Annotated in this window: 18 protein-coding genes; 6 read left to right on the plus strand and 12 right to left on the minus strand. The window is 47.7% G+C overall.

Going from position 1 to position 18,935, the window contains the following annotated elements; translation table 11 throughout:
• The first annotated feature begins 368 nt into the window (after positions 1–368).
• Both C9I92_RS15900 and C9I92_RS15905 read left to right on the plus strand, forming a co-directional pair.
• A complete protein-coding gene (locus C9I92_RS15900) occupies positions 369–1,088 on the plus strand; it encodes a helix-turn-helix domain-containing protein (RefSeq protein WP_047885987.1) in 720 nt (239 codons plus the stop codon).
• A 102-nt stretch (positions 1,089–1,190) separates the two neighbouring features.
• The gene (locus tag C9I92_RS15905; protein WP_047885988.1) at positions 1,191–2,138 is read left to right on the plus strand and encodes a DMT family transporter; all 948 of its coding nucleotides are present in this window, start codon (positions 1,191–1,193) and stop codon (positions 2,136–2,138) included.
• A gap of 57 nt (positions 2,139–2,195) precedes the next feature.
• Here the strand turns inward: C9I92_RS15905 and C9I92_RS15910 are convergent, their stop codons facing one another.
• Together C9I92_RS15910 and C9I92_RS15915 are read right to left on the minus strand one after the other, a co-directional pair.
• On the minus strand, positions 2,196–2,762 hold the full coding sequence (locus C9I92_RS15910; protein WP_047885989.1) for a sugar O-acetyltransferase: 567 nt from the start codon (positions 2,760–2,762) through the stop codon (positions 2,196–2,198).
• A 234-nt stretch (positions 2,763–2,996) separates the two neighbouring features.
• On the minus strand, positions 2,997–4,040 hold the full coding sequence (locus C9I92_RS15915) for an alkene reductase (RefSeq protein WP_047886360.1): 1,044 nt from the start codon (positions 4,038–4,040) through the stop codon (positions 2,997–2,999).
• 127 nt (positions 4,041–4,167) lie between these two features.
• On the opposite strand from C9I92_RS15915, the gene C9I92_RS15920 reads away from it, so the two are divergent.
• A complete protein-coding gene (locus C9I92_RS15920; protein ID WP_047885990.1) occupies positions 4,168–4,746 on the plus strand; it encodes a TetR/AcrR family transcriptional regulator in 579 nt (192 codons plus the stop codon).
• A 130-nt stretch (positions 4,747–4,876) separates the two neighbouring features.
• On the opposite strand, the gene C9I92_RS15925 is transcribed toward C9I92_RS15920, so the two are convergent.
• A complete protein-coding gene (locus C9I92_RS15925) occupies positions 4,877–5,260 on the minus strand; it encodes a hypothetical protein (RefSeq protein WP_047885991.1) in 384 nt (127 codons plus the stop codon).
• Between the two features lie 650 nt (positions 5,261–5,910).
• Here C9I92_RS15925 and C9I92_RS15930 point away from each other — a divergent pair.
• A complete protein-coding gene (locus C9I92_RS15930; RefSeq protein ID WP_047885992.1) occupies positions 5,911–6,714 on the plus strand; it encodes a MetQ/NlpA family ABC transporter substrate-binding protein in 804 nt (267 codons plus the stop codon).
• 101 nt (positions 6,715–6,815) lie between these two features.
• Here the strand turns inward: C9I92_RS15930 and C9I92_RS15935 are convergent, their stop codons facing one another.
• Positions 6,816–8,339, minus strand: coding sequence for a sensor histidine kinase (locus C9I92_RS15935; protein WP_047885993.1), 1,524 nt, complete (start codon positions 8,337–8,339; stop codon positions 6,816–6,818).
• Positions 8,317–8,997 (minus strand): response regulator, encoded by a 681-nt coding sequence (locus tag C9I92_RS15940; protein ID WP_047885994.1) that lies wholly within the window; start codon positions 8,995–8,997, stop codon positions 8,317–8,319. The genes C9I92_RS15935 and C9I92_RS15940 overlap by 23 nt, the downstream gene beginning before the upstream one ends.
• 222 nt (positions 8,998–9,219) lie before the next feature.
• Between C9I92_RS15940 and C9I92_RS15945 the strand changes: the two genes are divergently transcribed.
• Positions 9,220–9,687 (plus strand): GlcG/HbpS family heme-binding protein, encoded by a 468-nt coding sequence (locus C9I92_RS15945; protein WP_047886361.1) that lies wholly within the window; start codon positions 9,220–9,222, stop codon positions 9,685–9,687.
• Between the two features lie 124 nt (positions 9,688–9,811).
• On the opposite strand, the gene C9I92_RS15950 is transcribed toward C9I92_RS15945, so the two are convergent.
• The 5 genes from C9I92_RS15950 to C9I92_RS15970 form a co-directional block, all read right to left on the minus strand.
• Positions 9,812–10,189 carry a SpoIIAA family protein gene (locus C9I92_RS15950; protein WP_047885995.1) on the minus strand — a complete coding sequence of 126 codons (378 nt, stop codon included), beginning with the start codon at positions 10,187–10,189 and terminating at the stop codon, positions 9,812–9,814.
• A 133-nt stretch (positions 10,190–10,322) separates the two neighbouring features.
• Positions 10,323–10,955 carry a LysE family translocator gene (locus C9I92_RS15955; protein ID WP_047885996.1) on the minus strand — a complete coding sequence of 211 codons (633 nt, stop codon included), beginning with the start codon at positions 10,953–10,955 and terminating at the stop codon, positions 10,323–10,325.
• A 33-nt stretch (positions 10,956–10,988) separates the two neighbouring features.
• Positions 10,989–11,543 carry a cysteine hydrolase family protein gene (locus C9I92_RS15960; protein ID WP_047885997.1) on the minus strand — a complete coding sequence of 185 codons (555 nt, stop codon included), beginning with the start codon at positions 11,541–11,543 and terminating at the stop codon, positions 10,989–10,991.
• Between the two features lie 293 nt (positions 11,544–11,836).
• A complete protein-coding gene (gene ileS / locus C9I92_RS15965; RefSeq protein WP_047885998.1) occupies positions 11,837–15,019 on the minus strand; it encodes an isoleucine--tRNA ligase in 3,183 nt (1,060 codons plus the stop codon).
• A gap of 286 nt (positions 15,020–15,305) precedes the next feature.
• Complete coding sequence (locus C9I92_RS15970) at positions 15,306–16,169, minus strand: hypothetical protein (RefSeq protein WP_047885999.1); 864 nt, start codon at positions 16,167–16,169, stop codon at positions 15,306–15,308.
• A gap of 326 nt (positions 16,170–16,495) precedes the next feature.
• Between C9I92_RS15970 and C9I92_RS25450 the strand changes: the two genes are divergently transcribed.
• Positions 16,496–16,669, plus strand: coding sequence for a hypothetical protein (locus tag C9I92_RS25450; protein WP_169776044.1), 174 nt, complete (start codon positions 16,496–16,498; stop codon positions 16,667–16,669).
• Positions 16,670–16,871: 202 nt separating this feature from the next.
• Here C9I92_RS25450 and groL read toward each other — a convergent pair whose 3' ends face one another.
• Both groL and C9I92_RS15980 read right to left on the minus strand, forming a co-directional pair.
• Positions 16,872–18,467 (minus strand): chaperonin GroEL, encoded by a 1,596-nt coding sequence (gene groL, locus C9I92_RS15975; RefSeq protein WP_047886000.1) that lies wholly within the window; start codon positions 18,465–18,467, stop codon positions 16,872–16,874.
• Between the two features lie 33 nt (positions 18,468–18,500).
• On the minus strand, positions 18,501–18,791 hold the full coding sequence (locus C9I92_RS15980; RefSeq protein ID WP_047886001.1) for a co-chaperone GroES: 291 nt from the start codon (positions 18,789–18,791) through the stop codon (positions 18,501–18,503).
• Between the last annotated feature and the right edge of the window lie 144 nt (positions 18,792–18,935).

The raw sequence follows: 18,935 nt of genomic DNA on the forward strand, positions 1-18,935 counted from the left end.
AGCGCCTAAACATAAAACCTCATGTCAAAACAAAGCAAGCCGACATACTAAATCAAACAGCGTTCATTAAAAAGCAGAAAGTTACTCCCAACCTTTAGCTAACTTGCCCAATTTACAATCTGTTTGATAAAGAAGGTGATTGGTTTATCCGTGAAAGCAGTCATCAAAGCGTGGCTAAGCACAGTGTCTCAGGAACACGTTTCGAACAGCAAGTTCCCAGCATTAATTAGCTGGCCCTACTCGGTCAAAGCCATTAGAAGAATGGTTATATAAAAAGATCAAACAACAATAGAAAGTGCATTGGAAACGGCAATTCTCTGTTTGGTTGTGTAATATAACGTCAGCGTTAAACAGGACTTTTTGATTTCATGGAAAACAGCCTCAGCATTCGTTCCTACAATCGGCAGCGCCGTGGCCACACACATACCTATCATCAATTGGTATTACCCATACAGGGAACAATCAACATTGAATTATCGGGTTACACCGGAAAAGTCTCTGTAGGCGAATGTGTTGTGATTCAAGCAGGACAACAGCACTACTTCAGGGCCGATGAAGCCGCACGTTTTATCGTGGCCGACCTGAACGAGTTGCCTGCAAATCTGACCATAAATGGGTATGCTGTCTTTTGTGTGACGCCTCCGCTACTCAGTTTTCTCTTTTTTATTGAAAAACAGCTGGAATATCAGGTAGACGACAGACTTGAACAATCGGTTCTGGCGATCTTTTACCAATTGCTGGAGCAACAAGGCTTCACTCATCCGGTCGATCCGCGCATTCGCTCTGCTCAAAGCTATATCACCGAGCGACTTTGTGAACCGCTTGAGATCAACCTCCTGGCCGGAGTCGCCTGCCTGAGCCCGACACAATTTAAGAAGCTATTTAAAAAGCACATTGGTATCAGTGCTCACCAATACATTACGCAACAACGGATGGAAAAAGCCAAAGCTTTGCTAAGCCATACTGATTTGCCCGTCCAGTTAGTTGCCGAGCAGGTTGGCTATCGTGATCTGTCAGCATTCAGCCGCCGGTTTTCTCGTTACTTCGGATTATCGCCGCGTGAATTTGTGCACCAATCCCCCCAATAGCGCCCTATCAGCCAACCATTGCGTCCGTTCAGCACAATATCAACGGTAAGGTTCCATTATTCTTTATCACAATACTGTTCTGTTGAATGAGACCTTTGTGATATGACTGTTTATCCTACAACTGCTTCTTCTGCCCGTTACGGCATCTGGGCAATTCTGCTGGCATCCCTGCTGTGGGGGACAACCGGCACAGTCGCAAGCTTTGCCCCGGATGTCAGTCCTTTAGCCATTGGCGCTTTTGCTATGGGATTTGGCGGCCTGATTCAGGCGCTGTCTGCCAAAACCCGCCTCGTACAAGAGATTCCCCGGCTGCTTCAACAGAAACAACGGCTGCTGATCGGTGCTGTGGCCATCACCGTCTATCCACTGGCATTTTATACCTCTATGCGACTAGCCGGCGTCGCCATTGGCACTGTAATCTCCATTGCGTCTGCGCCTTTTGCCACGGCCATCCTAGAGTGTCTCATCAGCAAAAAGAATACACTGACGCAACGCTGGATGATCAGCTTTGGGTTGGGAATAACCGGAATGGCTTTATTGACCTATGCCGAGCCTGCCACATCGCAGTTGGATGAAAGCAGCACGTTAAAGATGACCGGTATTTTATTGGGATTGATAGCCGGCTGTGCTTACGCTGTGTATAGCTGGGTTGCTAAAGCGATGATTGAAACAGGCATTCAATCCTCAGCCGCAATGGGAAGCCTGTTTGGTTTAGGAGCTATCGGGTTATTGCCCACCTTATTCTTCACCGGCAATCAGATGTTTGCATCACTGTCCAATGCCATGGTGATGATTTACATGGCAGTGATTCCGATGTTTCTCGGCTACTTTCTGTTTGGCTATGGGTTACGACACATTAACGCCAGTAAAGCGACACTGTTAACTTTGTTCGAGCCTGTCGTCGCAGCCGTTTTTGCCGTCACTATCGTCGGCGAAGTTATTCCATATCAGGGATGGTTTGGCATGGTACTCATCATCCTGTGCCTCACCATACAAACCCGTGAAAGCCCCGCCGATAAACACAAGCTGTCCGTTAAATCACATCAGTAAACAGTGAATCCAATGCATGGCTCCCCCCACTTGTTCTGGGGGGAGTGGCCTGAGCAATCAGTATGACGAGCCCTCTATCGTTTTCAGTATTCTCGCCGGATTCCCGGCAATCACCACATTATTGCCGAAGCTCTTCGTCACCACAGCCCCCGAAGCAACAACCACATTGTCACCCAATGTCACCCCCGGATTAATGGTCGCGTGCCCGCCAATCCAGCAGTTATTACCAATCGAGACGGGTTTGGCGAACTCAACGCCCTTAGCCCTTTCAACAGGATCAATTGGATGCGCCGCGGTATAAATACCGACTTGCGGCGCAATAAAGCAATTATCGCCGATATGGACTTCAGCAACATCCAGAATCACGCAGCCAAAATTCGCAAAGAAGTTTTCTCCCACGTGAATGTTTTGGCCATAATCGCAATGAAAAGATGACTCGATGTTAATCTGCTCCCCGGTAGACCCAAATAGGGACTTGGCCATCGCCACCCGTTTTTCAGCCTCAACCGCACTGGTTTGATTCAGTTTCTCCGTCAACAGGCGAGCTCGTAAACGCAACGCGACCAACTCCGGGTCAGCCGGGTTGTAATGCAGTCCTGCCAACATTTTTTCTTTTTCCGTCAATGTGTATTCCTTCATTGCTGAGACTGGAAAGTATTACTGCATCTTACTGTCTGCCTCAGTTAACTGATACCGCTAAGTTCGCTTGTTCATGAACATGAACAGCACGGGAACATGACTGATGTGTCCCATATCAGTCAGTTTTCAATACATGCGATACAAATAAAAAGAGGAAGCTTATTAAGCTTCCCCTCTTATATTCAGCAACGCCTATTCAGTAGCGTCGGCCTTAATGACTTACACAAGCTCTGCCAGCATAGTATCCGTATACTCCACCAAGGCTTCGCCGTTTTTGACCTTTGCAACATAGTCAGGGTTGGCAATCAATGGACGGCCAATCGCCAACAAATCAAACTGATTGTTTACAATGGCTGCACTGCCAGATTCAGCAGAATAACTCCCTACACCAACCAGTGTTTTACTGTAGCGCTGACGCACATAGGCCGAAGCGGTACCACCCAGATAGTCGAACTCCATGCTGTCATCGAAGATCCCTATGTGAAGGAAAGCCAGATCGCGTTGTTCCAGTTCTGCCAACAGATAATCTGACACATTGCGGTCACGGGCATCACCTTCCATATTGAAGTAAGCCCCCGGAGATAGTCGCAGACCTGTGCGATCCGCGCCAATACGATCGGCGATAGCATCAATCACCGCCAGCGGGAAACGCGCCATATTTTCCGGTGTACCACCAAATTCATCGTCACGTGTGTTGCTGCAGTAATGCAGAAATTGATCGATCAGATAGCCGTTAGCACCGTGGATTTCAACGCCATCGAAGCCAGCGTCAATCGCATTAGCCGCAGCCTGAGCGTAGTCTGCAACCAGTTGTTCAATCTCTGTTTTGGTCGCCGGTTTTGGTACGGTATAAACCAACTCGCGCATTCTCGGCACCGTTCCCTCTACGGCAATCGCTGAAGGCGCAAGCACATATTCACCACCAAAAAAATGCGGGTGAGCCACTCGGCCCGTGTGCCACAGTTGCGCAAAAATTTTACCGCCGTTGGCATGTACGGCATCTGTGACTTTGCGCCAGCCATCAATTTGCGCAGGCGTATACAGACCCGGAGTATTCGGATACCCCTGACCATCGGGACGAATGATGGTAGCTTCAGAAATGATTAACCCCGTCTCCGCACGACGGGCGTAATAGTCAACCATCGCCTGCGTCGGGACCAAATCATCGTCAGCCATACAACGAGTCAGCGGCGCCATTAGAATTCGATTTTTAAGCGTCAGCGTGCCATTCAGGGCGTACGGCTGGAACAGGATGTCCGTCATTTTTCTTACCTCTATCTTGAACGTATATTCAAGATAGGCATTCTTGAATAATTGTTCAAGAACTTTTTTGAATGAATGTTCAAACACTGGTAAAATCAAGGCAATTTCCATTCACCAGAGAGATGCTATGCGCAGTGCAGAGTTCGATCGTGAACAAGTTTTACGTTCTGCAATGGATGCCTTTATTGCTAAGGGATACAGCAAAACCAGTATGCAAGATCTGAAACAAGCTACCGGCCTGCATCCCGGGTCCATTTACTGTGCCTTCGAAAATAAACGCGGCCTGCTTCTGGCTTCACTTGAGCAATACCGCTCTGACAGCAAAGCGGATTTCCAACGTTTTTTTGATCAATCCCCTTCTGCATTAAAGGGACTAAGACTGTATCTCGATCATGTTGTTGAGGAATGTGAGTGTGAAACCATCAAAGATTGTCTGCTGCAAAAAGCTTTAAGCGAGCTTTCTCAGCAGGACGAAGAGGTCGAAGCGCTTATCGCCCACATGCTTAATCAATGGCAAGCGTCTATTGCAGCGAAATTACAGCAAGCTCAACAAGAAGGGGACATTCCGGCTGACAGAAATCCGCTTGAGCTGGCTCAGTTTCTGGTTATGGGGATATACGGTATCCGTACCTTCTCACACACACAGCCAGAAAAAGGCACATTGCGAAGATTGGCCGATCAACTGTTTGCTCATTTATCGCAGTAAATTCAGGCTATCTCTGTCCTTTGAGAATGCATACTCAGCCTGACAGACCTGGCTGAGTATGTATGTTTGCATTTTCCCAGCCAGGCACCGAGTTGGTTACGTCACCCAGTTCATGATTACCGTCACTCAGCTAACTGGTGCCGTGTTTGGGAGACAAAACAAACAAAGCAGTCATTAAAACCATCCCAACCAGAAATATCATAGAAGCCAAAGCCAGAATTTTGTCCAGGAGTTCCGGCGCAATAAACTGGCCATAAAGCAAAAATAATCCACTAATCAATATCAGTACGCTCAGGTGATGGACCCAGAACTGCACATGAGCCAAAGCACTGTTGCCATTTTTCAACCACAGCTTGTGGCAAAGCCCGTAAATGAACGAGACAACAAAGCCTGCCAGCATCGTGTGTGCATGCGTAACGAGCTGACCGTGGTTATGAGAGGCCGCCATGTAGATGCCCAGTAAAAGCCCTAAAATGGCGTATCCAAAACTGCACAATATGAATTTTCTGTCCATCCACTCCCTCCAACTGGCGACACTTCACCAACTTGATCGCTGAAATATTGAGCGCTGAAATATTGAGCGCTGAAATGTTAAGCTCTGTAATATTTGGCGCTGAATAGCCCTAAATCATGAGATAAAAACCAGCGTGAGCCTTAAAAGCCACTCCCGCCCTCAACGCAAACACGGATAAAGTAAAAGCAGTTTCTTACTGAAATAAATTGGCATTCACCTTCATAAGGCTAGGCTGGACAGATCAACTTTGCCATTCAGACCATAAAGCAACGTCACTCAAACCATGCAACAACAATGCGCCAGTTTAAACGGTGCGGCAGAGACCTGGCACATGAATGAGAACACATTAGGCAGTAACCAAAGACCAAATAAATCTCATGATTTGCTTCTGAGTACTGGAACTTCTGCTTGCTGGTTCTTCTGATTGCTATTAGCACAACTGGGATTTTACCGTCGCACTTTTAACGTATTTTGCTGCTGCAACGACGGCACAGCACGTTCTCACATGCTCAGCTGGCTATTCCTCTGTGTGTTGAAAAATCGTGTTGCATCTCAGTTCATTCAATGTAATATGGCCGTACAGCCATCTAAACACCCATACCACCCAATACCATTTTTCGCGTATGGAAATACATGATAGGGAAAGCATGATGAAAAAACGTAAAACAGTCAGTCAATGGATTCTCGGCACCCTGCTGTTTGCAGGCTTAACCGGCTGCGGACAGGAAAACAGCACTGTCATTAAAGTCGGGGCAACGGTAGGCCCTCATGCTCAGGTCGTTGAAGCCGTTGCACGAGAAGCAGAAAAGCAAGGGCTCAAAGTCGAAGTCGTTGAGTTTTCTGATTACATCACCCCGAATGGCGCATTGGCTGACGGCAGCCTGGACATTAACAGTTACCAACACCAGCCTTTCTTACAGAATTACAACAGCAATAATGGCTCGAAGTTGGTCTCGATTGGGGAGTCCATCCTGATGCGCATGGGGATTTACTCGAACAAATACGCCTCTCTGGCCGATCTGCCGGATAATGCGCAGGTTGCGATTCCTAATGATCCGACGAATGGTGGACGTGGTCTGCTTCTGCTGGAGGACGCCAAGCTTATCACACTTAAACCCGGTGTCGGTTTCAAGGCCAGCATTGAAGATGTGGTCGATAATCCGAAGAACCTGAAATTTATTGAAGTTGAAGCCGCGCAGCTGCCACGCAGTCTGGACGATGTCGATGTGGCAACGATTACGATGAACTATGTCATGTCTGCCGGTCTGGATCCGAAGAAACAGGGGATCTATCTGGAACCAAAAGATGCCCCCTTGGCAGTCATGGTGATTGCGACGCGTGAAGCAGATAAAAACAACCCGGCATACCAAAAGTTTGTTGATATCTATCAGTCACAACCGATTCGCGACTATCTGCAGCAAACATTCAACGGTACCATCGAACCGGCTTTCTAAGCCAAATCAGGACATGTATTGCAGCCACCCCCTTCATCAGCGTGTATTCCGTTTACTCCGGTGATTGTGGTGGCTGCAACACTCATACCGGGTAAGTGTTGCTAATGGCAGTTACTTTGAGTTTCAGACTCGTCGACATTAAGACGAATGGTGAAGGTACTACCCTGCTGTGGTACAGACTCAACCGTCAGGATACCACCCAGGTTGGTGACCATTGCAGAAGCCAGTGCCAGACCAAGTCCATAGCCCTCCGAATTACTCCGACTGCTATCCACCCGATATAAACGCTTAAACACTAAGTCCTGATGCTCCGGGGCAATCCCGATCCCTGTATCAGTCACATTGATGACTAGCTGGGCTGTTTTCTCCGGTTGGTTAACAGCGTGATGCTCAACCGGTGGCAAAGAGGGAGCAATCGTGGACGCAGATAACCGAACCGATCCTCCCGGCGGGGTGTATTTCAATGCGTTATCAACCAGATTAACCAATACCTGCGTCAGTTTGTCAGCATCAGACAGAATGATGATACCGGGAGAACAGGTGCAATGGAGCTCAATCCCCTTTTCTTCGGCAATATCTTCAAACCAGCTAGCCACGCGCTCCAGCGCCATTTTTACTTCCGTTGGAGCTAGCCTAACAATGCGCTTTCCGGCCAGTTCATCATTCAGTTTCATCAGTGCTGTCAGCATGTTACCGGCCTGCACCGCATACTCAGCACAGTCACTTAAGGCATGCTCCTGCAGATTCTGTTTCTCTGCTCCCTTCAAGGGAGACACCAATGCCCCTTCAGCGGCCAGCCGGATCCGTGACAACGGTGTTCGTAAATCATGGGCAATGGCATCCACTGTGGTATCCATTGTTGCAATGACCTGATGTAACCGTGAAACCGCCTGATACACGCTCTGGTTAATGGCGGCCAAGCCATCTTGTTGCATGGCGTCCGTTCTAGAAAACGTTCCTTTTCGTGGAGGTTCTATCTCGTTTTGCTCGGAAAATGAATCCAAAGCGTGATGGCTGAGCTTATCAAGCTGATTGCCCAAGGTTGCCAGTGGCGACATCGTGTTTTGGATTAAACGATGAATAAACACAGCAGTAAACAGCACCAGTACGCAGAAAGCCATAAAAGTCATCATCCATTGTCGCGTCGCCACTGCATAGCGCGCCCGGTTATCCAGCACCAGCCAAAAGATCTGTTTATCCCCCTCCATTTTCAACGTCATATACGGTTTCACAATGAAGGCATTCAACCAGTTTTGCTCACCCAACAGGTATTCCGTAAGCACCAGCTCAACCGGTAGCTGGTTATCACCGGCTATGTAACTGGCAGGTTTATCAGAGGATATTTGAGTGGCCATCGCCGCGATATTATTTTCGGTCAGGCGTTGGGGGTTTGCCTTAAGAACATGGATAAGTTTTTCATCAGACTCAAAACGAAGAATTCGCTGATATTCAGCAGACAGCGAGTGCAGGATTTTTCGCTCGGCCCGGTAAAGATCATAAAAAAACAGCGCACCGACCACCATTTCAATCAGCGTCAGGCAAACCAGTAAAATACCCATGAACCGATAAAACAGATGGCGCTGGGTACGTGTTAAGGCCTGATCAATACTCTGATTTGAGGACATAACCCACTCCTCTGATGGTATGAATCAGCGGCTCTTCAAAGTCTCTGTCCACTTTCACTCTTAACCGACAAACCAGCACATCAACAACATTAGTCTGCGGGTCAAATTGATACCCCCAGACCTGCTCCAGGATGGTCGTTTTTGACAGCACGGTTTCCGGTTGTTCCATCAACAGTTTCATCAGGCTGAATTCACGCTGATTCAGCTGAATCGATTGTCCGGCACGAAAAAGTGTTCGTTTCAGCACATCCAGCGTCAGATCCTGATAGCTCAGCTGATGTGACTGCAGAGATTTTGCCTGATCGCGGCGTGTTAAGATCTGACAGCGGACAGCGAGTTCCGTGAATGCAAACGGCTTGACCATATAATCATCGGCTCCGGATTTCAGGCCAAGAACACGTTCCTCAACAGAATGCCGGGCACTGAGAATGATAACGGGTGTGCGGTACCCCATGCCGCGTAATTCAGTCAACACTTCTAGCCCATCCTTCTGCGGCAGCATAATGTCGAGCACAATAAGATCAAACTGCTCAGTGGTTGCCAGATGTAAACCGTCAACGCCGTTGTCTGCTAATTCAACGGTATACCCTTCCTGACAAAACCCTTGGGCAATAAACCTGGCGATGTGGCGATCATCTTCAATCAGTAAAACGTTCACTTAACCCTGCCATCTTCTGCTCGTTACGCACCACTTTATCAGCTTTTCAGTGAGTCGATGATAAACATTACACCTTTGTAATGGTCCTGAAAGCATCCGGCAATTGCCAGTGCGCTAAAGTGTTATACACAAATCCAAATCATAAACGTTGAAAACCCTATAACGGAGCATGACATGAAATCATTCACACAATGCGCAACATCGCTAATACTTTCAGGCCTGATGGCTGCGACCTTCAGTACATCTGCAGCCACTGAAAATCAGAACAAAACCATTTCAGTGACTCAGATTTCATCACATACAGCCTTTGAACTTGCCAAAGAAACGGTTCTGCAGTGTGAAGCCAAAGGCTACCGCGTCACAGCAACCGTTGTGGACGTTACCGGTAATGTCATCGCCCAGTTACGTTCTGATCTGGCCGGACGCCACACGCTGGAAAGCTCTCGCCAGAAAGCGTTTACTGCTGTCAGTCTGAAACAACCTACGGCCGACCTGATGAAAACCATCGCGGACAAACCGATCCTGCAACCGCTGAAAGATATGGATGACAATCTGTTGTTACTGGCGGGAGGATTGCCACTCAGCGTGAATGACACGATTATTGGGGGAATTGGTGTTGGCGGTGCACCGGGTGGCCATCTGGATCAGCAATGTGCTGAAGCAGCCATCGCGAAAGTACTGGAACAGTAAATACCAGCCTAAATGAAAAAGGTGCAGGAGACTGAGTCTTCCGCACCTTTCAAATATCAGCGTTTCGCTCTCGTAATACTGGTGTCTGCATTCCGGTAAAGTGGCAGGTCACTTGCGAAGGAAATTAAGATGAACGGCCAGTTTCCAGCCAGGCTTCGGCCTCTTCTTTCTGATCACGGCCAAACCCTTTAATTTCCAGCCCCGGAATCAGCTTTCCTTCAAATTCACTGACAGTTTTAATCCAGTCTTTGTCGGTTAATACCACCGCCCGATCAAACTGCCGAATGAAATGAATCATTTTGGGAAACCGGCCCAACTCTACACCAATAGCGCCGAGAGAGGGTAAGTGGTAATCCACCACATCAAATAACATGACACCATTCTCAATGCCGTCGGCTTGCTCGGTTAGAGCATCCAATGCTTTGCCCATTTGCTCTGCATCCAGTTTGCCACTCATTTCAATGTCTAATCGGTTGTCGCCTACCCGTTTCACTTCAAACATGGCTGACTCCTTAGTGGGAGTGGTGGTATACCGTTTCAAGGCAAATTGACAGCTCGCCGTTCAACAGTATATTCCGGTCATTGACCAGCTGTATTACTAAGTATTTGCGATAGAAGTGTAGTACGCCATACCCTTAACTGTCTTTGCTGAGTGCAATTTTCCCCGCCAAACCAATCAGCAGTACGCCAGACACACCTTCAATGACGCGGGTATAACGCGCCACTTTCGGATTGTTGAACAGCCAACTGCCCAATAGGGCATAAACGACATTACACCCTGTCGCTAACGCACTGAAAAGCAAGCCAAACATCAGCAACTGCATCGATGTTGACCCCTGCCCTACTTCAATAAATTGGGGCAAGAAAGACAAAAAGAACAACGCCACTTTCGGGTTAAGTACGCTCACCACCACACCTTGGCGGAATATACTTTCATTAGCCGATGAAGAGGCCGCAGTCATCGTCAGTGAAGATTGCCCGCGCAGCATGTTGCGCAGAGATGAAATCCCCAGATAAAGCAGATAAGCCGCACCCAGGTATTTCACAACACTGAATGCAACAGCGGAACTCAGAATAAGTGCTGACAGTCCAAACACGGCCGCTAGTGTGTGCAGGAAGTAACCGACACCCAGCCCCATTGCGGCTTTTAAGCCAGCCTGCATACGGCCTTTCATGGTATTTGACACAATATAGACGACGTCCGGCCCTGGGATCAGGTTGATAGACAGTGACGCGATGGTAAATAAAAGTAAGGTTTGGAATTCCATTTCAGCAGCTCCTTGTGGTGTAAAAAGAAAAAATTATTGCGTCAGCAACTCCGGCGTAGCCAACAGTTCTGCTGTAGAAACACAGCGAATCGGCATGCCAAAATTCGACATGGTCGACAACGTGCTGTTTTCGTGTGCACGAATCACTGCCGCGTTTGCATGTGGCTTATCCTGTGTGGTGTGAGCATCTGATACCAACTCAACCGGATAACCCAGCCCGGCCGCGCGGCGTACCGTGGTATCCACACAAAATTCCGAGGCATAGCCGCACACAATCAACTTTTCGATACCCAGCTCCTCCAGCAGCTCTTTCAGGTTGGTGTTCAAAAAAGAATCAGGAGTGGACTTTCGGGTATACAAATCGCCTTCACAAGTGACTAACTCACGATACAGTTGCCAACCTTCACTTTGATAAGCAATCGGTGTATCCGGCTGATCATGCTGAACAAAGATCACCGGTTTTTGCTGTTTTCTCGCCCAGGCGGTAATGGTGTTGATTCTGGAAATAACGTGTTGTGTTTCAAAAGGCTGAGGATCGACATCAAATACGATGGTCTGAACATCAATCACTAATACGGCTGATTTCATGGATTCCCTCCCAAGGAAGTAACTAGGTGTCCTGAATGCAGTACTACAGACGCTTGTCTGACTCTCTTCACGCGATAAGTCTGCATTTCGAATGGGGAACAATATATGACACCACACACTTATCATAAAGACATTATTGCCGAGCAGACCTGACGGCATCTTTACCGCCCTTATAATCTAATCCGTAATAAAGAGCCAATCAGTACTCAAAATCCGATCCCTCAGAGGAGCAGTGCGGGGACACTACCATTCCCCGCACTGTTGCCGTTTTCTGCATTTTTTTCTTGCTGGTGTTATGTCCTGCTATCAGTCACCCGCTTGAGGCTGACTGACAGGTAATGCTCATCAATTGAAAATTGCCAACCGTGCTCTTCAACGTTGTCCGTTTCAACCTCGAACTCTTTAGCCTCACTTTCTTCAAAACGCAGTGCTAACGTTTCCTGCTCAATGAATGTACGGTGTTCAAGCAGCCAGCTTTTCAGCTTTGGGGTGGCCTGAAAGCGCACTTCAATGCGATCGCTGACCTTAAATGCCGATTGTTTGCGCGATTTCTGAATGAACCCCACGACCTCCCTGACAACCCCTTCACCGATCAACGCCTCGGTCAGTTGGCAGTCCAAATCCACCGAAATACTGGCATTAGACACCACATTGCTCCCCGGCTTCGGTTTGCGAAATAGCTGGATATCCTGTTCACCAAACACTTCACCAGCCAGAGTCACGCAGCCCTCATCCTGAAATCGATAAAGCTGTTGATGATCCAGAGCTTCAATTAACGCCTGATATTGCTTAAATGACTTTCCAAACCGCTTACCGAGCACAGGAAAATTGGGTTTGGCGTAAAAGTCCACACTGTCCGCTTCGTCAGTACTGTAAATGACATCTTTAACATTTAGCTCGGTACGAATATAGTGATCAAACCGGGCCAAATCATGCAAAACCTGCGAATCACCATGTAAGACAATCAGCTTGGGTAAGGGAGTTTTCATTTTAATACCGGCCTGGTTTCGCTTTTGTCTGCCAAGCAAAATGATCCCCTGCAAGCGATTAACAGAACGTTCAAGAGCCGCATTCGTCAAAGCGTTGTCCACATCAGGGTAAGCACATAAATGGACGGATTCAGGTGAGGAGTCAGCCTGCTGTCGTAACGGCTGCATGGACTGGTACAAATACTCAGCCAAGAAAGGAGCAAATGGTGCCATCAGTTTCCCGAACTCGTCCAGCACAATGAACAGAGTACGGTATGCCGAGGACTTATCCGGAGTCATTTGCTCTCCCCAAAACCGTGAGCGGTTGAGGCGGATATACCAGTTTGTCAACGATTCCATGAACTCAAACAAGGGCGGAACAACGTTATACAGTTGATAACACTCCATCTGTTCACTGACTGTCTGCTTTAAGGTTTGTAGCCGAGCTAAAATCCACTGATCAAACGGGTTCTGGCTCCCTGCTGACGATGCGTCATATTGCCAGCGATCAATTGCGCAGTATGTATTCAGAAACTTGAACGCATTAAGCCAAGGCAACAGCATACGCCTAACCATTTCCTGAACACCCGAGTCCGAAAATCGTTGCTCTTCTGCCTTCACCAGACCGGAGTTCAGCAAATACAGCCGCAAAGCATCAGCACCGTATGTATCCATGATAATGTCAGGAGCCGTATAGTTTTTCAGGCGCTTAGACATTTTTTTGCCGTCTTCCGCCATCACGATCCCGTTTACAATCACATTTTTAAATGCCGGCTGTTTGAAAAGACAGTGGCTGATCACCTGTAAGGTATAGAACCACCCCCGGGTCTGGTCTACCCCTTCCGCGATAAACTCAGCAGGAAAACCGGCCCCAAAACTGTCTTGATTTTCAAAGGGGTAATGCACCTGCGCATAAGGCATTGAACCCGACTCAAACCAACAGTCGAACACTTCATCGATACGCTGGTATACCCCCTCTTCTTCCGGCAAACTAAAGCGGATATCGTCGACATAATCACGATGCAGATCATCCAGCCAGACGCCACTGTATGTCTGTAATTCTTCACGTGATCCGATGCAGAGGATGTTACCGGTGACATCATTCACCCATAACGGTAGCGGTGTTCCCCAGTATCGGTTACGTGACACAGCCCAGTCTCTTGCTCCTTCAAGCCATTTCCCCATTCTGCCGTCACGCAGATGATCCGGCACCCACCGAATACGCTGATTGTTTTTCACCAATTCATCACGAATCTGCTCAACACCGATATACCAGGAAGGCACTGCACGGTAGATGATAGGCGTATCAGAACGTGGGCAAAACGGATAACTGTGAACCAGAGTGTCATGCCGGTATAACTGGCCCTGCTGTCGCAACATAGCAATAATGGATTTGTCTGCATCCTTGACATACTGCCCTGTCAGATCCGGTACTTGATCAGTAAACCGACCCCGTTCATCAAGCGGGCAAGGCATTGCCGTGATCCCTTTTGACTTCATGATCCTATGGTCATCCTCACCAAAAGCCGGTGCCATATGAACGATTCCCGTTCCGCTATCCCCTGAAACAAAATCATCTGCAACGACACAAAATGCGCCTTCTGCTGCCAGCTCACTAAAGTAAGAAAAAAGCGGTAAATAGGTTTTTCCAACCAGATCATCACCTTTACAGGTCGCAAGTTCGCGATAAGGCTGACCTTTCAGAACATGGTCAAGTCGTTCACGGGCTACCCACAAAGCAAGATTGCGGGTTTCGTCCAGCACTTTGACATACTCGGCCTGACCATTAACACAAAGAGCTAGGTTAGACGGTAGTGTCCAAGGGGTTGTCGTCCAGGCGCTCAGATACGCATTTTCATCCTCAAGCTTGAACAGCACTGTAATGGCCGGGTCTTGTACATCTTTATAGTTTGAGGTCGCCTCAAAGTTTGACAGCACTGTGGAAAGCTCAGTTGAATAAGCCACCACTTTTTCACCCTGATAGACCAGTCCTTGTTCCCAAATCTGCTTGAATACCCACCAGACAGTTTCCATATACCAGGGCTCCATGGTGCGGTAATCATTGTCAAAATCAACCCACCGACCAATTCGCGTGATGGTTTTCTCCCATTCCTGCGTATACCGCTGCACAATGCCTCTGCACGCATCGTTATAGCCAGCAATCCCGATTTTTGCGACCGTTTCCTGCGCAGACATCCCCAGCGATTTATCAATTTCATGCTCGATGGGTAATCCATGGCAATCCCAGCCAAAGCGGCGTTCAATGTAATGCCCTTTCATCGTGAAGTAACGGGGCACTACATCTTTAATGGTGGATGCGACCAAGTGGCCATGATGAGGTAAACCTGTTGCAAACGGCGGCCCATCGTAAAACACATAAGGCGGTAAATCTCGTGTTTGCTGCAGTGATTTTTGAAAGATTTCCCTTTCTTTCCAGAAGCTGAGCATCTCATGTTCAGCTTCCACAAAAGAAAAAGGCGATGATTGTTCGCTGGTGACATTAGCCATACACTTTCTCCGCTTTCTTGGTAGGCCAAGGAAGCAGAAAGAAGAAACCCGCCTCCTGGGCGGGTTTCTTACTTTTCGACAAACAGCCCAAAACCCACCATTCCTATGGAATGATGGTAATAATTCGTGCTGGCTGAAGAAGTAAATACATAGTCATATACTCAATGTTGCACAACGTTATGAATTGGTCAACATCTAATCAGCCTGTAATTTCGGATCACGGCCTGGTTTCAGGTTTGACTCTGGCTTAATGACAGGGTTAGTTTTCGGCTTGGCTCCCGATTGACTATGGTCTGGGGGCTGACTTGGTGTAAGTGAAAAGTTCCTGACGAAAACGTGTAAACATTGGCACTCGGTACAACCAGGCAGCAGGATGTGTCGTTTTACACAATAATGTATCGGTCTGCTTATAGGCTTGATGAAGCTGAAACATAACTAAACCGGATAAATCGATAGTGTTCATGAACCTCAGGCTGTCAGTGTCATCGTCTTCCGGTGGGGTTACTACAGCACACTCCCCTCCTGACTGCCCTCTTGTCTGGGTTAGCTCTTGCTGATAACCAAACTCTTGCTCTAACAAGCGATTAAATTGCGGGTTGAAACCGGCATCAAACGCTTTTGTTCGGATAAGCTGTCCGGCTTCATCTCGGATATAAAAGTCCCCTTTGGTACAAGCATTGATCGCAATGACCGGATCAAGCATTCGCAGACGCTGAGTTAAATCATCAACGCGCGCCGGCCAGTGTTCAATGAATCGTCGGGTACGGTAAAGGCAGGTGTCCTCCCCCTGTGAGCATTGCAACTGAATAGCGTTAACCACTACAACCGGATAGTGTCCCTGAGCCAGAACCTGAGGTAATGTCGCGAGTAATGCAGCAAAATGCGTACAAATATTCTCTCCGGTCGCCCCATTGGCCGGACGAGCATAAACCGGTAACCCATTCAGCGCATTAGTGACATGACGGACCTGAAACTCTTTGATGTGTGGACTTTCAATCACCAATACGATCGGGCGGTTAAATCTCTCCCGATGTCTGATAAACATTTCAACAGGCCAGTAGGTCTGCGTATGGTTTTTGGTGCGACGAAACTTGTAACCCGCCTGTGAAACAGTCAGTACTCCAAACACTTCATCGTGACAAATCTGCACTCAATACTCCCTATGATTCAGATTGTTACTCCTTCCGGCGAATACTTTATCGAGTGATTAAAGGCAATACCAGTCCAACTCCACGTTGCATATTGCGGCAACACTGCCCGTTATCAGCATTCTTTCGGAGCCTACAACTGAAAAGGGAATGAGAGAACCGTCGATGGAGTAACTTCAATAGATACTTTTTTGAAACGCTTTTCAGAACAGTTTTTGCCGTTCATGATCGCCAAGACTCCTACTGAGATCAAAGTTTGACGTGTTGGCACCACGTGATGCGCCTCCTCGGCTAACCTTAAATTAAGCGAAGCAATGGAGATCACGCCATGTACTTTACCGAAAAGCTGAAATTGCGCGGCAAAGCCGAAGAAGACCTCTATTTTGCGAAACAGGAAAAAGCCTTAATTGATGCCCTGCACGAAAAGCGCGATAACGGCGAGCTCGAGCACTGGCACGATGAGTGCCCACCACAAAAAGACCTGCGAAGTGATAATGACTGATGTCGAAGCTGATTGTATCAAACAGATCTGCGCGCCTTTCATCAACTCATCAGCGTTTAAGTCATACCACTAAAAATTCAGCGGGCTCACACGAGCCCGCTGAGAGTAGCATATTGCTATTTACCTAATACTTGATTAACTGAGCAGACTGCTCTTTGAAAAAGGCTATCGGGCCAGTTTCAACTGGACCAGAGCAGGTGCATTAGCGTTCCTCTTTGTCTGCAACGTGATCGGTGACCATAGCTTCGGTGGTGATCATTAACCCCGCCACAGAGGCCGCGAACTGCAGTGCTGAACGAGTGACTTTTGCAGGATCAAGAATACCCATCTCAATCATATTGCCGTATTCACCCGTTGCCGCGTTATAGCCGTAATGGACATCGCCCGCTTTTACGGCATTCGCCACAACAGATGCTTCATCACCCGCGTTGGTGGCAATTTGACGCAGTGGTTCTTCCATGGCACGCAGGGCAACACGAATACCCACATTCTGGTCATCGTTATCACCTTTCAGTTCCGCCAGTTCCTTAGCAATCTTGGTCAATGCAACACCACCACCGGCAACAATACCTTCCTCAACCGCAGCACGGGTTGCATGAAGTGCATCATCTACGCGGTCTTTCTTCTCTTTCATCTCGACTTCTGTCGCAGCCCCGATTTTAATCACGGCTACGCCGCCAGACAGTTTGGCAATCCGCTGTTGCAGTTTTTCTTTGTCGTATTGAGAAGTGGTGTTTTCCAACGCTTTCTCAATCGAGGCAACACGATCTTTGATGGCATCTTCATCTGCGGCACCACCAACGATGGTTGTGGTGTCTTTCGTGATGGTGACTTTCGTTGCGCTACCCAATTGCTCCAGCGTTGCTTTTTCCAGCTCGAGGCCAATTTCCTCTGAAATTACCGTACCGGCAGTCAGAGTAGCGATATCACCCAGCATCGCTTTACGGTTGTCACCAAAGCCAGGCGCTTTCACCGCAGTCGCACGAACAATACCGCGCATGTTGTTCACCACCAGCGTTGCCAGTGCTTCGCCTTCAATATCTTCGGCAATAATCAACAGTGAACGGCCAGATTTAGCTACGGCTTCTAGTACTGGCAACAATTCCCGAATATTGCTGACTTTTTTGTCCACCAGCAGGATGTACGGATTGTCCAACTCAACAGAACCGGCATCCTGATTGGTAATGAAATATGGCGATAAATAGCCACGGTCGAACTGCATACCTTCAACAACAGACAGTTCATTCTTCAGCCCCTGACCTTCTTCAACGGTAATTACACCGTTGCGCCCCACTTTTTCCATGGCCTCAGCAATGATTTCACCAATTTCACGGTCACTGTTTGCAGAAATGCTACCGACCTGAGTGATAGACTCTTTATCGCTGCACGGTTGTGACATTTCACGCAGCTTTTCAACCGCCGCATCAACTGCTTTGTCGATACCGCGTTTCAGGTCCATTGGGTTCATACCAGACGCCACCGCTTTCAAACCTTCGTTAATGAAAGACTGAGCCAGTACGGTTGCGGTGGTAGTACCGTCACCTGCTTCGTCGTTGGCTTTGGAGGCGACTTGTTTCACCATTTGTGCGCCCATGTTCTCGAACTTGTCTCGCAGTTCGATCTCTTTCGCAACAGAGACGCCATCTTTTGTAATGGTCGGCGCACCGTAGGATTTGTCCAGTATGACATTACGTCCTTTAGGACCCAGAGTAACCTTCACTGCATCCGCCAGCAAATTCACCCCTTTCAGCATTTTTTGACGTGCGTCATCAGCAAATAAAACGTCTTTTGCAGTCATAAAAAACTCCTCTGAAAATCACTACAAAATAGATTATTCGACAATCGCTAACACATCAGACTCAGACAAAATCAGGTATTCTGAGCCATCAATTTTTTCAGTTTTTACACCGTAGCCGTCATTGAATATAACCACGTCGCCCACTTTCACTTCCATGACCGCGTGTTCACCGTTTTCCAGCCGTTTCCCCTTACCAACCGCAAGCACTTTTCCTCGATTAGATTTCTTGACCGATTGAGAGGTTAAAACGATTCCTCCTTCAGATTTATTTTCCACCTCTTGTCTTTCAACAATCAGCTTGTCATTTAAAGGACGAATGTTCATTAAGGTGCCTCCTACTTAAATACCGAAAAATAAAAGACAGATTGAATAGTGATTAGTAAGAGCCAGTCCGATGCTCTCGATGAAAGAAAATAAGGTCATTTAAAACAAGTTCAAGGGGTATTTTTAATAAAAAATTTTTATCAC

This window comes from Photobacterium ganghwense (assembly GCF_003025595.1).
GTDB classification, from domain to species: domain Bacteria; phylum Pseudomonadota; class Gammaproteobacteria; order Enterobacterales; family Vibrionaceae; genus Photobacterium; species Photobacterium ganghwense.